General features: G+C 66.1%; 14 protein-coding genes and 1 tRNA gene. 2 read left to right on the forward strand and 13 right to left on the reverse strand.

What is annotated here, in order from left to right:
* Positions 1-77: 77 nt before the first annotated feature.
* The 12 genes from NH8B_RS17315 to NH8B_RS17370 all read right to left on the reverse strand — a co-directional run bounded on the left by NH8B_RS17315 (position 78) and on the right by NH8B_RS17370 (position 10,476).
* The gene (locus NH8B_RS17315) at positions 78-563 is read right to left on the reverse strand and encodes an HAD family hydrolase (protein ID WP_014088402.1); all 486 of its coding nucleotides are present in this window, start codon (positions 561-563) and stop codon (positions 78-80) included.
* A 136-nt stretch (positions 564-699) separates the two neighbouring features.
* Positions 700-1,842 (reverse strand): trans-sulfuration enzyme family protein, encoded by a 1,143-nt coding sequence (locus NH8B_RS17320; RefSeq protein ID WP_014088403.1) that lies wholly within the window; start codon positions 1,840-1,842, stop codon positions 700-702.
* 128 nt (positions 1,843-1,970) lie between these two features.
* Complete coding sequence (locus NH8B_RS17325; RefSeq protein WP_014088404.1) at positions 1,971-2,630, reverse strand: amino acid ABC transporter permease; 660 nt, start codon at positions 2,628-2,630, stop codon at positions 1,971-1,973.
* Between the two features lie 101 nt (positions 2,631-2,731).
* Positions 2,732-3,511, reverse strand: coding sequence for a transporter substrate-binding domain-containing protein (locus NH8B_RS17330; RefSeq protein WP_014088405.1), 780 nt, complete (start codon positions 3,509-3,511; stop codon positions 2,732-2,734).
* Between the two features lie 144 nt (positions 3,512-3,655).
* Positions 3,656-4,747: a redox-regulated ATPase YchF gene (gene ychF, locus NH8B_RS17335; protein ID WP_014088406.1), complete on the reverse strand. Its 1,092-nt coding sequence runs from the start codon at positions 4,745-4,747 to the stop codon at positions 3,656-3,658.
* 61 nt (positions 4,748-4,808) lie between these two features.
* Positions 4,809-5,393: an aminoacyl-tRNA hydrolase gene (gene pth / locus NH8B_RS17340; protein ID WP_008952425.1), complete on the reverse strand. Its 585-nt coding sequence runs from the start codon at positions 5,391-5,393 to the stop codon at positions 4,809-4,811.
* A 76-nt stretch (positions 5,394-5,469) separates the two neighbouring features.
* Complete coding sequence (locus NH8B_RS17345; RefSeq protein WP_014088407.1) at positions 5,470-6,048, reverse strand: 50S ribosomal protein L25/general stress protein Ctc; 579 nt, start codon at positions 6,046-6,048, stop codon at positions 5,470-5,472.
* Positions 6,049-6,108: 60 nt separating this feature from the next.
* On the reverse strand, positions 6,109-7,092 hold the full coding sequence (locus tag NH8B_RS17350; RefSeq protein WP_008952423.1) for a ribose-phosphate pyrophosphokinase: 984 nt from the start codon (positions 7,090-7,092) through the stop codon (positions 6,109-6,111).
* A gap of 88 nt (positions 7,093-7,180) precedes the next feature.
* Positions 7,181-7,255 (reverse strand) — tRNA-Gln (locus NH8B_RS17355).
* A gap of 9 nt (positions 7,256-7,264) precedes the next feature.
* Positions 7,265-8,107 carry a 4-(cytidine 5'-diphospho)-2-C-methyl-D-erythritol kinase gene (ispE, locus tag NH8B_RS17360; RefSeq protein ID WP_014088408.1) on the reverse strand — a complete coding sequence of 281 codons (843 nt, stop codon included), beginning with the start codon at positions 8,105-8,107 and terminating at the stop codon, positions 7,265-7,267.
* 45 nt (positions 8,108-8,152) lie between these two features.
* The gene (lolB, locus tag NH8B_RS17365) at positions 8,153-8,698 is read right to left on the reverse strand and encodes a lipoprotein insertase outer membrane protein LolB (protein WP_014088409.1); all 546 of its coding nucleotides are present in this window, start codon (positions 8,696-8,698) and stop codon (positions 8,153-8,155) included.
* Complete coding sequence (locus tag NH8B_RS17370; protein ID WP_232503495.1) at positions 8,695-10,476, reverse strand: tetratricopeptide repeat protein; 1,782 nt, start codon at positions 10,474-10,476, stop codon at positions 8,695-8,697. The genes lolB and NH8B_RS17370 overlap by 4 nt, the downstream gene beginning before the upstream one ends.
* 80 nt (positions 10,477-10,556) lie before the next feature.
* Here NH8B_RS17370 and mutM point away from each other — a divergent pair, with 80 nt between their 5' ends.
* Positions 10,557-11,375, forward strand: a complete 819-nt coding sequence (gene mutM / locus NH8B_RS17375) for a bifunctional DNA-formamidopyrimidine glycosylase/DNA-(apurinic or apyrimidinic site) lyase (RefSeq protein ID WP_014088411.1) — start codon at positions 10,557-10,559, stop codon at positions 11,373-11,375.
* A gap of 41 nt (positions 11,376-11,416) precedes the next feature.
* Positions 11,417-12,238, forward strand: a complete 822-nt coding sequence (locus tag NH8B_RS17380; protein ID WP_014088412.1) for a lysophospholipid acyltransferase family protein — start codon at positions 11,417-11,419, stop codon at positions 12,236-12,238.
* Here the strand turns inward: NH8B_RS17380 and NH8B_RS17385 are convergent.
* Positions 12,177-12,995, reverse strand: a complete 819-nt coding sequence (locus tag NH8B_RS17385) for a symmetrical bis(5'-nucleosyl)-tetraphosphatase (protein WP_008952417.1) — start codon at positions 12,993-12,995, stop codon at positions 12,177-12,179. The genes NH8B_RS17380 and NH8B_RS17385 overlap by 62 nt on opposite strands.
* Between the last annotated feature and the right edge of the window lie 137 nt (positions 12,996-13,132).

The raw sequence follows: 13,132 nt of genomic DNA on the forward strand, positions 1-13,132 counted from the left end.
TTCCGACTATTTTACTCGGATATTACCGCAAGCCCCTACTTTATGCCAGCGAGGTTGGCCGAAGGGACGCGCAAGACTCAGTCGGCCAGCAGCTCGAGCAGTTGCGGCAGCGCCGCGATCGCCTGTACGCCGGGCAGTGGCGCAGCACCCGCGGCATTGAGCCAGATGGCGGTGAGACCGGCGGCCCGGGCCGACTGCACGTCGTTGGCGAGCGAGTCGCCGATCATCCACAGCTGCGGCGGCGCCACCCCCAGCTCGGCCGCGATGCGGCGATAGAACGCCGGGTCGGATTTGGCCAGGCCCAGCTCGCGGCGGCAGAACACCCGCCCGATCAGGTCGTTCAGACCGACCCGCGCCAGCGCGAGGCGCACGTCGTCGGCGCTCGACTCGGCCGCGTTGGTAGCGACATGGCACGACAAGCGGGTCGCCAGCACCGCCAACGTGTCGTACGCACCGGGCATGGCGCGCACCTCGGGCCAGCGCCACATGCTGCCCGCCTGCCCCGGCAGGTCGGCCATCAGCGTATCGCCCCAGTCGAACAGTAGATGGAGGGGACGGTTCATCGCCCACTCCGCTCGCGCGCAGGTTGGCCGAAGAGCCCGTCACGGGCGCAGCCGGGCCGACTCGCACCGCGCGTCCGTTCCCTGGCCGGCATCACCCGGACCGGAGTGCGGTGCCGTGCGGATCGGCTCATCCGCGTCAGGCCAGCGCCTGGGTCAGGTCGGCCAGCAGGTCGTCGATGTCCTCGATGCCGACCGAGAAACGCAGCTGACCCTCGCGGATGCCCAAGGCGGCCTTCTGTTCCGGCGGCATGCCGCCATGCGACATGGTGTAGGAGTGATTGACCAGCGACTCCACCCCGCCCAGTGATTCGGCCAGCAGGAAGTACTGCAGGCGCTCGGCCACGCGGCTGGCGGCGGCACGGCTGTCGTCCTTGAGGTAGACCGTGACGACGCCGCCGAAACGCCGCATCTGGCGCCGCGCCAGCTCGTGTTGCGGGTGATCGGCGAGGCCGGGGTAGAACACTTTCTCGATGGCCGGGTGCGAGGCCAGGAAGGCGGCCACGCGCTCGGCGTTGTCGCAGTGGCGCTCCATGCGCAGGTGCAGCGTCTTGATGCCGCGCAGCGTCAGGAAGCAGTCCTGCGGACCTGGCACGCCGCCGGTGGCGTTCTGGATGAATTTGATCGACTTGGCCAGTTCGGCGTCTTTCACCGCCACCAGCCCGAGCAGCACATCGGAGTGGCCGCCCAGATACTTGGTGGCGGAGTGCATCACGAGGTCGGCGCCCAGGTCGAGCGGGTTCTGCAGATAGGGCGTGGCGAAGGTGTTGTCGACCGCCACCTTGACGCCGTGCCGGTGGGCGATGGCCGCCAGCGCGGCGATGTCGACCAGGTTCAGCAGCGGGTTGGTCGGCGACTCCAGCCACAGCAGCTTGGTGGCCGGGGTGAGCGCGTCGGCCAGGCTGGCCGGGTCGGTGAGGTCGGCAAAACGCACCGTGATGCCGGCCGGCGCCATCACCTTGGTGAGCAGGCGGTAGGCGCCGCCGTACAGGTCGGCCACCGCCAGCACCTCGTCGCCCGGCTGCAAGGTGGCGCGCAGCACGGCGTCGATGGCGGCCATGCCGCTGCCGAAGGCGAAGCCGTGCGTGGCGTTTTCCAACGCCGCAAAGCAGGCTTCCAGCGCCGCGCGCGTCGGCGTGCCGGTGCGCGCGTAGCCGAACTCCAGCGCCTCGCCGACGTGGTCGTGGGCGAAGGCCGAGGTCTGGTACACCGGCGGCATCAGCGCGCGGTTGTGCTGGTGGTGGTCGTAGCCGCTGTGGATGGTCTTGGTGGCGAATTTCATGGAGAGCCTGCGCGTATCGCGTCCCGTGATTCAGAGATGGCCGTGAGCTTACCACCGTACGCCGGCGCGCTTCGCCGGCGACGGCGGGAAAGTCCCGGCGTCGGTATTGTCAGATCGGCCGCCCGCCGTCAACGGCGGTAGGCATGCGCCAGGCGCAGCTCCAGGCGCTTCTGCACCTGTTCGAACAGCGCACTCAACGCCCAGTAGATGGCCGCCGCCATCAGGTACAGCGGCAAGGGCTGGAAGGTCTGTGCGATCACGTCCTTGGTTGCCATCATCAGCTCGGACACGGTGATCACCGAGACCAGCGAGGTGTCCTTGATCAGCGAGATCAGGCTGTTGGCCAGGCTGGGCACCGCCAGCCGCAGCGCCTGAGGGGCCACCACGAAACGCATGGCCTGCCACCAGTTCAGCCCCAGCGACTGAGCCGCGTCCCACTGCCCGCGCTCGACCCCGGCAATCGCGCCGCGCAGGCTTTCCGACAGGTAGGCTGCCACGTTCAGCGTCAGCGACAGCACCCCGGCAGTGACCGGCTCGAACTCGATGCCGACCGACGGCAGACCGTAATAGATCACGAAGATCTGCACCAGCAGCGGCGTGCCGCGCATCACGCTGACGTAGAGCGCCAGCAGCGGCGCCAACAGCGGTACGCGGGCGATGCGCACCAGCGCCACGACAAAGCCCAGCAGCAGGCCCAGCACCATGGTGCTGAGCGCAAAAAACACGGTGTACCCCGTCCCCTTGATCAGTACCGGCAGCGCCTGCCGCGCCAGTTCAAGCCATTCCATCGCTCATCCTCAAAAACAGCGACGCCCCCGCAAGCCGCGGGGGCGTCCAGTTCGACCGTCCGGCAGACGGCCGCGGCCTCAGCCCGGCGTCACGCCGCGCCTCAGCGCCCGCCCGGGGCCTTCGACACGTCGATCCCGAACCACTTCACCGAGATTTTCTTGAAGGTGCCGTCCTTGTGCAAGGAGGTCAGCGCGCCGTCGATGGCGGCCTTGAATTTCGGGTTGCCCTTGGCGAACGGGATGCCCATCTGCGTGGTCGTGCCCACCGCGGCACCGGCCTTCAGCGGCAGCTTGGCTTCCTTGATGGCGAACGGGATCAGCAGGCTGTCGTTGATCGCGGCGTCGATGCGGCCGGAGGCCAGATCCTGGAAGATTTCCGCCGCCGACGGGTAGAACTTGGACTCGATGCCGCCCTGCGCCTTGACCATGTCGGCGTAGTTGCTGCCCTGGGTCACGCCCATCTTCTTGCCCTTCAGATCATCCAGGCTCTTGAAGCTGCGGGTTTCGTTCTTGCGCACGATCAACTGGGCGCTGGAGATGGTGTACGGCTGCGAGAAGTCGAACACTTCCTTGCGCTTGTCGGTGATCGACACCTGGTTCATCACCACGTCGAACTTGCCGCCCTGCAGACCGGCCAGGAGGCCGCTCCACTCGCCGGTGGTGAATTCCGGCTTCACCTTGAGCTTCTGCGCTAGCGCGGTGCCGAGGTCGACCTCGAAGCCGGCCAGCTTCTGGTCCTTGTCCTTGAAGTTGAACGGCGGGTAGGTGCCTTCCAGCGCGATCTTGAGCGTGCCGCGCTGTTGTACGGTGTCGAGCAGGTCGGCGGCGAAGGCGTGCGAGGTGGCGCCGATCAGGGCCAGCAGAGCGATCAGTTTCTTCATTTTAATATAACCTTTAGTTTCAAATTAAAGAAACAACATAACACATGGAACTATAACAATCCCCAACGGCATTGCCTAGCCCGCGCCAAGAAAAAAACCGTCACCCGAGGGGATGACGGTCTTCGGCGCAGGCGGGCGGCCGCCTCAGACGTTGAACAGGAAGTTCATCACGTCGCCGTCCTTCACCACGTACTCCTTGCCTTCGGAGCGCATCTTGCCGGCTTCCTTGGCCTTGGCTTCGCCGCCGCAGGCGATGAAGTCGTCGTAGGAGATGGTCTGGGCGCGGATGAAGCCGCGTTCGAAGTCGGTGTGGATCACCCCAGCCGCTTGCGGCGCGGTGTCGCCGACGTGGATGGTCCAGGCGCGCACTTCCTTCACCCCGGCGGTGAAGTAGGTCTGCAGGCCGAGCAGCTTGTAGGCGGCGCGGATCAGGCGGTTCAGGCCAGGCTCTTCCAGCCCCATCTCGGCCAGGAACTCGGCCTTGTCGGCGTCGTCGAGCTCGACGATTTCCGATTCGATCGCCGCGCACAGCGCCACCACCGGAGCGCCCTCCTTGTCGGCCAGCGCCTTGAGCTTGTCGAGGTGCGGGTTGTTGTCGAAACCGTCCTCGGCCACATTGGCGACGTACATCGCCGGCTTGATGGTCAGCAGGCAGAACGGCTTCAACAGCACCTGCTCTTCGGCGTCGAGGCCGAGCGAGCGCGCCGGCAAGCCTTGGTCGAGGTGCGCGCGCACCTTCTCCAGCACCGCGATCAGACGGATCGCGTCCTTGTCGCCCGACTTGGCCTTCTTGCCATCGCGCTGGATCGCCTTTTCCACCGTGGTCAGATCGGCCAGCGCCAGTTCGGTGCCGATGGTTTCGATGTCGGAGATCGGGTCGACCTTGCCGGCGACGTGCACCACGTTGTCGTCGTCGAAGCAGCGCACCACGTTGACGATGGCGTCGGTCTCGCGGATGTTGGCCAGAAACTGGTTGCCCAGCCCTTCGCCCTTGGAGGCGCCCGCCACCAGGCCGGCGATGTCGACGAACTCGACGATGGCCGGCTGGATCTTCTGCGGGTTGATGATCTTGGCCAGCTCGGCCAGACGCGGGTCCGGCACCTCGACGATGCCGACGTTGGGCTCGATGGTGCAGAACGGATAGTTGGCCGCTTCGATGCCGGCCTTGGTCAGCGCATTGAAGAGGGTCGACTTGCCGACGTTGGGCAGACCGACGATGCCGCACTGGAGACTCATGACTGCGTTCCTCTCGAAAATCTTTGCAAAGGTTGGCCGAAGCAGGCTTGCGGCCGGAAAATTACTTGGCGGCGGTATGCAGGGTTTTCATCGCGCCCGGCATGTCGCCGGCAATGGCCTGCGGCAATACCCGGAGCGCCGCCGCCATGGCGTCCTCGATGGCGCCCTGTTCTTCGCTGCGCGGCTTCTTCAGCACGAAGCCGACCACCTCGCTGCGCTCGCCGGGGTGGCCGATGCCCAGCCGCAGGCGCCAGAAGTTCGGCGTGCCGAGGCGGGCGATGATGTCCTTCAGGCCGTTGTGGCCACCGTGCCCGCCGCCCTGCTTGAAGCGGGCGGTTCCCGGCTGCAGGTCGAGCTCGTCGTGCACCACCAGGATTTCCTCCGGGGCGATCTTGTAGAAGCGCGCCAGCGCCGCCACCGCCTGGCCGGACAGGTTCATGAAGGTCATCGGCTTCAACAGCCACAGGTCGCTGCCGCCCGGCTGCGGCGCGCGCGCCACTTCGCCGAAGAACTTGCCTTCGCCTCTCAGCGCCGCCTTGTGCTGCCAGGCCAGTTCGTCGACCAGCCAGAAACCGGCATTATGACGGGTTTTCTCGTACTCCGGGCCGGGGTTGCCCAGCCCGACGATCAATCGAATCCCGGACATGATTGCATTCCAATAAAAAAGCCCGTTGCGAGGCCGTCAGGCAACGCAACGAGCTTGATCGTGCACGACCGCGGAATTACTCGGCGGCAGCGGCACCGCTGGCGGAGGCCACAGCCTGGTCGCCACCGCGCACCAGGGCGGTGATTTCCACGCCTTCCGGCAGCTTCAGGTCGGACAGGTGAATGGTCTGGCCAGCCTGGATGGCGGACAGGTCCACTTCGATGAAGGACGGCAGTTGGGCCGGCAGAGCACGCACGTCGACTTCGGTCAGCACGTGCGAGATCTTGGCGCCTTGCAGCTTGACGGCTTCGGAAGCATCGGCGCCGACGAAGTGCAGCGGTACCTTGACGTGCATCTTTTCGTTCAGGTCGACGCGCTGGAAGTCCATGTGCAGCACCAGTTGCTTGTACGGGTGCATCTGGTAGTCACGCAGCAGCACGGCCTGCTTCTCGCCGTCGATCACCAGGTTCAGGATGCCGGTGTGGAAGCCTTCTTCCTTCAGCGCGTAGTAAACCGGGTTGTGTTCCAACACCACGGAAACCGCTTCGGTGTTGGCGCCGTATACCACGGCCGGCAGTTTGCCAGCGTGACGCAGGCGGCGGCTCGCACTCGTACCCAGCTGTTCGCGCTTGGCAGCAATCAGTTCGTAAGACATGAGTAAAACTCCAGTTCAAGTGAATGGCACCGCAGCGGCCGCGACCAGCTGCCGCGATGTTTACGGCAGGCAGGCGCCCGTCGAAACCAGGTCCTCGTTGAAGAGGTAGGACACCGACTCTTCGTTGTTGATGCGGCGCAGCGTCTCGGCCAGCAGGCCGCCGATGGAGGCCACGCGAATGTTCGGGCAGGCCTTGGCTTGCGCCGACAACGGGATGGTGTCAGTCACCACCACCATGTCGATGTCGGAATTGGCAATGCGATCGATGGCCTGGCCCGAGAAGATGGCGTGGGTGGCGTAGGCCAGCACGCGCTGGGCGCCGCGCTCTTTCAGCGCGGAAGCGGCCTTGCACAGGGTATTGGCGGTATCGATCATGTCGTCGACGATCAGGCAGGTACGGCCCTGGACGTCGCCGATGATGTTCATGACTTCGGCCACGTTGGCCTTGGGACGGCGCTTGTCGATGATGGCGAGGTCGGTGTTCAGCGCCTTGGCCATGGCGCGCGCACGCACCACCCCGCCGACGTCCGGGCTCACCACGATCAGGTCTTCGATGCGCTGCGAGCGGACGTCCTTCAGCAGCACCGGGGTGGCGTAGACGTTATCCACCGGGATGTCGAAGAAGCCCTGAATCTGGTCGGCGTGCAGGTCGACGGTCAGCACGCGGTCGATGCCGGCCGAAGTCAGCATGTTGGCGACCAGTTTGGCGGAGATCGGCACGCGCGCGGAACGCGGGCGGCGATCCTGGCGGGCGTAGCCGAAGTACGGGATGGCGGCGGTGATACGACCGGCGGAGGCGCGCTTGAGCGCGTCGGCCATGGTCAGGATTTCCATCAGGTTGTCGTTGGTCGGGTTGCAGGTGGACTGCAGGATGAACACGTCGCGACCGCGCACGTTTTCGAGCAGCTCCACTGCCACCTCGCCATCGCTGAACTTGCCCACGTCGGCGCGGCCGAGCGAGATGTCCAGGTGCTTGACCACGTTCTGGGCGAGTTCCGGGTTAGCGGTCCCGGTGAAAACCATCAAACTGTCGTATGCCGCCATAACTCGTTATGCCTTAGCTGAATAAAGAAAAAGCGTGTAAGGGAAACTTACACGCTTTTTTTCTCGTTCTCTATATTGTAGAGATTCTTGGCTGGGGAGGTAGGGATCGAACCTACGAATGCCGGAATCAAAATCCGGTGCCTTACCACTTGGCGACTCCCCAGTAACTGGGCTAGATACTGTCGAACAACGGGTGGACCGAAAGGCCTTTTGCGACAAATCCGTTGTACTTCTGCGACAGCGTCTTATAAACTTTATCGGCTTCGATTTCCGAATCGCACTCCAGAAAAACACAACTTCCGGAGCCTGTCATCAGCGGCGAACCGTATTTCTCAAGCTCGCTTAACGCTTCGTTTACCGCTGGATACTTACTCGTTACAACCCGCTGCAAGTCGTTTCGTCGTTGCTGCGTTGTTTCGAGGATTCGCATTATGCTGATGTCGGAATCCCTTGTCAACAGTTCTGACGAAAAAATTTCAGCAGTCGGCACATGCACCCCCGGATGCAACACCACGTACCACTTTTCCGGCAGCTCCAGCTCGGTCAGTTCCTCGCCGATACCGGTGGCAAAGGCGTTGCGGCCGAAGATGAAGACCGGCACATCGGCCCCCAGCTTCAGGCCCAGCTGCATCAGGGTTTCGCGCGGCACAGCGGTCTGCCACAGCGCGTTGAGCGCCAGCAGCACGGTGGCGGCGTCGGAACTGCCGCCGCCCAGACCACCGCCCATCGGAATGCGCTTGGTGAGGCGGATCGAGGCGCCGAGCGGGGTGCCGCTGTGCTGTTGCAGCAGGCGTGCCGCACGCACCGTCAGGTCGCGCTCGGCCGGCACGCCGTCGATCGGGTTCAGCAGCTCGATCACGCCGTCGTCGCGCACGGCCAGCTCGACGGTGTCGCTGTAGTCGATGAAGCGGAACACGGTTTCCAGCAGGTGGTAGCCGTCGGCGCGGCGCCCCACCACCTTGAGCATCAGATTGAGTTTGGCCGGAGCCGGATAGGCATGGAAGACGGCGGTCATGTCGGAAGGACTCGAAAAACGGAATAACAGGATGAAGTCAGGACATCAACGCCAGGCGTGCACAACCAGGCGGATCGACAGCTTGTCGCGCTCCATTTCGACCCGCTTCGGGTAGGGGCCGGGCTGATCGGCGTCGCTGACGAAACGGATGGACCAGCCCTGCTGGTGCAGCACACCGTCGGCGGAGACGTTCTGCGGCCAGTCCGGCGCCGCCTGGCCGCGAATCCACCAGGCGAGATTGGAGAGCGGCAAGGGCCAGCCCAGCGCCTCTTGGGTCAGGCTTTCCACGTCCGCCGCCTGGTAGGTCTTGCCGTCGGCCTGCAGCGTCACGCCGCTCTCGTCGCGCTCGACGCGCGCCACGGTGGAGCCGATCGGGCTGTTGATCGACAGCTGGTCGCGCACGGCATCGTGATTCCAGTCGAAGTTGGCGACCTGCCCCTTGCCGTCGGCCTTGACCGACAGCCGGCCGGAGATCGAAAACGGGGTATCGCGCGGCCGGGTCGCCTCGGCTTGCGGCCGGAACGCGACGTCGCGCGTGGCGCAGCCGGTCAAGAGCAGGCCGCACAGGCCCAGTGCCAGCCAACGGCTCATGGCTGCTCCAGGCGGTGCACGGTGTTCTTCAGCATTTCCAGGCCGGATTCGCTACCGGTGGCCTTCTGCCACACCGCGCGCGCTTCGTCGCGGCGGTTGAGCTGCCACAGCACCTCGCCGTAATGCGCCGCGATCTCGGCGTCCGGCGACACCGCGAAGGCACGCTCGAGGTGCTCGCGCGCCGGCTCGAGACGGCCCAGCTTGAACAACACCCAGCCCATGCTGTCGAGCACCATCGGATTGTCCGGCTCGGCCTGCAGGGCTTTCTGGATCAGGCCCAAGGCTTCCTGGTAGCGCGTGGTGCGGTTGGCCAGCGTGTAGCCGAGGGCGTTGAGTCCCTGCGGGTCGTCGGGCTTTTCCTTGAGATAGGCGCGCAGGTCGCTCTCGGCGCCGTCGACGTTGCCCATCAGATCGGCCACCAGCGCCCGTTCGTAGAGCAGCTCCGGGGTGCCCGGGGCTTCTTGCAACGCCTGGCTCAACAGGGCATGCGCCAAGTCGTAGCGCTTGGCCTCGCGGGCGATCTGCGACTGCGCCAGCACCACCTGGACGCGGCCCGTGCCGCCGATCTCGAGCTTCTGCAGTCGGGCGATGCCGGCGTCGGGGTTGCCGGCGGCGGCGTCCAGCTCGGCCAGACGCCCCTGCGCCGGCAGGTATTGCGCGCCCTGCCCCACCGCTTCGTACCAGCGCCGGGCGCCGGCGACGTCGTCCTGCTCTTCGGCCAACTGGCCGAGGGTGTAACGGATGAAGTCGCTTTCGGGGTGTTTTTCCGCCAGCGCCGCTTCCAGGTGCCGCTTGGCCACGGGCAGGTCGCGCTGCTGCAAGGCCAGCAGGCCGGCACCGTACAGCAACTCGGCGTTCTTGGGCTGGGTCTGGAGCAGTGCCTCGAAGGCGCGGCGCGCTTCGTCGAAACGCTTGGCGCCGACCAGCAGGCGCGGATACGCCATTTTCAGCTCCAGCCCGGCGTCGGGGCGCCGGTCCAGCTCTTTTTTCAGGAAAGCGATCGCGGCGTTGAGGTCGCTGCGGCGCAGCCGGTCGGTCTGCCAGGCCACCGGTAGATCCCATTTAGGGGCGATGCGCGCCAGGCGGTCGAGTTCCTGCTCGGCTACGCTCTCGTTGCCGACCTCCGCCGCCACTGCGAGCACCGCAAAGCGTGCTTCCGGCAGATCGGGGTAACGCTCCGCCAGTTGCTGGATCAGCTGGTAGGCCCCCTGCTTGTCGCCCTGCAGCGCGGTGAGCCGCGCCAGCTGCACGAAGACGGCGCCGGCGCGTGCCGGCTCGCGCTTGAGCAGCTCTTCCACCAGGGGCCGGCTTTCGGCCAGCTTGCCGGAGCGCAGCAGGGTGATCAGCAGCTGTTCGCGCGCGATGTCGGAGTCGGGGTCGAGCTCGACCCACAGCGTCAGCGCCTCGGAGGCGACCTTGAGCTGGCCGGAAAACAGCGCGAACTCGGCGGCACGCTGCGCCAGGCGCGGGTCGCGGGTCTGCCGCGCGAGGTCGAGATAGGTGACCGCCGACGCCCCCGCCGCGCCGCGCTGGGCGGCGATCTCGCCGGCCAGCACGCCGAACAGGATGTGGCTGTCGAGCTCGACCTTGGGCAGCCTGGCGTCGGCCGCGGTGGCTTCGGCCTTGGCGGCGTCGGCACCGTCGTCGTCGGGCGCGTTGTCCGTCGCCTCCGCCTGGGGGGTGGCCGGCGCCGCGCTGCGTTCAGGCGGACGAGTCACCGCGCAGGCGGACAGCAGCAGCACCAGGAGGAGGGGAAGGGTTCGGTTTAACGGTTTCATGTGCATGGAATCTTGACCCGGCGAAAGCGTAGAATACCACGCTCATTGATATTATTGATGGCCGTGGAGCGTGGAATAACATGCCAGAATTACCTGAAGTGGAAACCACCCGGCGCGGGGTCGAGCCACACCTCACCGGCGCCATCATCACCGACGTCGTGGTACGTGAGGGACGCCTGCGCTGGCCGGTGCCACCGGCACTGGCCGCGACCCTCAGCGGTCTGCCGGTACTGGCGGTGCGCCGCCGCGCCAAATACCTGCTGCTGGAGTTCGCCAGCGGCACGCTGCTGGTGCACCTTGGCATGTCCGGCAGCCTGCGGCTGGTGGCGGCCGACACGCCGCCGCAAAAACACGACCATATCGATCTCATCCTGGACGGGCACACCGCGCTGCGCTATCGCGACCCGCGCCGCTTCGGCGCCATGCTGTGGCACGTCGGCCCGGTGGAGTTCCACCCGCTGCTGGCGGCGCTGGGACCGGAGCCGCTCGGCGACGCGTTCGACGCCGACACGCTGTACCACGCCAGCCGCGGGCGCACGACGTCGATCAAGCAGTTGCTGATGGACAATCATGTGGTGGTGGGGGTGGGTAACATCTACGCCAACGAGTCCCTGTTCCAGGCCGGCATCCGTCCGGGGCGTGCCGCACGCCGCCTGACCCATGCCGACTGCGAACGCCTGGCCGCGGCCATCAAGAGCATCCTGGCACGCGCCATCGAGGCCGGCGGCAGCACGCTGCGCGACTTCGTCGGTGCCAGCGGCAAGCCCGGTTACTTCCAGCAGACCTACGCGGTGTACGGTCGCGCCGAGGAGCCCTGCCACACCTGCGGCTCATTGATACGTCAGATTCGCCAGGGGCAGCGGAGTTCCTACTACTGTCCGCATTGCCAGCCATGGTAGAGTCGGAGCATCGCCTTCCTTCCCCATCCTCGCCGTTGCCGATGCGCCCGACCCGCCCTACTTCGCTGCCCACCCGCTGTTTCCGTCTGGCCCGCATGGGATGGCACATCGCCATCGGCCTGATCATCGTCGCCACCCGCTTCCCGCGCCTGGCCTACGCCGAGCGCGCCGTGGTGACGCAGCGCTGGTCGCGCAAGCTGTTGCAGATTCTGGGGGTGACGGTGGAGGTGTCCGGCGACTCGCCCGGGTTCTACCCAAACAACACCTTGCTGGTGGCCAACCACGTGTCGTGGCTGGATATCTTCGTACTGAACAGCTCGACGGTGTCGCGCTTCGTCGCCAAGCGGGAGATCCAGCGCTGGCCGGTGGCGGGCTGGCTGGTGGCCAGCGCCGGCACGGTGTTCATCGACCGCAACAACCGGCGCGATGCCAGCCGCGTCAACCAGCACCTGGCACGGGCGCTGGAGAACGGCGGCTGCATGGCGGTGTTTCCCGAGGCGACCACCTCGGACGGCAGCGTGCTGCTGCCGTTCAAGGCCTCGCTGTTCGAATCGGTGCGCCAGTCGCGCGGCACGGTGCAGCCGGTGGCGCTGAGCTACCGCACGCCGCACGACACGCCGTGCACCGCCGCCGCCTACGCCGGCGACACCACCTTCATGGAAAGCCTGCGCAGCATCCTGGCCACCCCGGCGATGCGGGTGGAGCTGCGTTACGGCAGCCGCATCAGCGCCGCCGGCACCAGCCGCGAGCCGAGCCGCTTCGAGCTGGCCGAGGCGGCACGCGACGAGATCGTGCGCGGGCTCAGGATAACGCCTGCTCGGCCGGACACGGCAGCGAGAACACCTGCCGATCCTCCAGCCTGAGCGCGGTCAGGCTGCCGCCCCACAGACAGCCGGTGTCGATGGAGAGGATGTCTTCGGTGACGTAGAGGCCGAGCGCCGACCAGTGGCCGCAGATGATCGGGGTGCCGGCGCTGCGCCGCCCCGGCGCGTCGAACCACGGCAGCAGGTTGGCGGGCGCCTTGTCGAGTTCGCCCTTGAACGCCAGGTCCAGCTCGCCGTCGCGCGTCACCAGGCGCATGCGCGTCATGGCGTTGACCACCAGCCGCAGGCGCTCGATGCCCTTGAGCTCGTCGCTCCAGCGCGTCGGCTTGTTGCCGTAAAGACGCGACAGGAAGTCGCGGTAACGCGGCCCGGACAGGCAGTCTTCCACTTCTTCGGCCAACCCCATGGCACGGTCGACGGTCCATTCCGGCAGCAGGCCGGCGTGCACCATGGCGTAGCCCTGCTGTTCGATCATCAAGGGCTGGCAGCGCAGCCAGTCGAGCAGCAGCTTGCCGTCGCCGGCGTTGAGGATGTCGAGCAGGGTGTCGTCGGAGCGCACCTTGCCGAAGCCCTCGGCCACCGCCAGCAGGTGCAGGTCGTGGTTGCCCAGCACGATCTGCACCTTGTCGCTGTGGCGGAACACCCAGCGCAGCACTTCGAGCGACTCGGGGCCGCGATTGACCAGGTCACCGGTGAGCCAGAGCGTATCGCGCCCGGGGTTGAATTCGATCTGGCGCAAGAGTTGCTGGAACGGGCCGAAACAGCCCTGAATGTCGCCGATTGCGTAGGTTGCCATGGTTGATTGTCCTCGATTGGCAGACCGGCAGAAAAGGGCCGTCCGCACTAGCGCGATAATACCGCATGCTACAATGCCCGGCCTGCATTACCGATTTGCGACGCGCCCGCCCTGTCGCGCCCTCCGAGCTTGTGAAA

Source organism: Pseudogulbenkiania sp. NH8B (assembly GCF_000283535.1).
Taxonomy (GTDB): domain Bacteria; phylum Pseudomonadota; class Gammaproteobacteria; order Burkholderiales; family Chromobacteriaceae; genus Pseudogulbenkiania; species Pseudogulbenkiania ferrooxidans.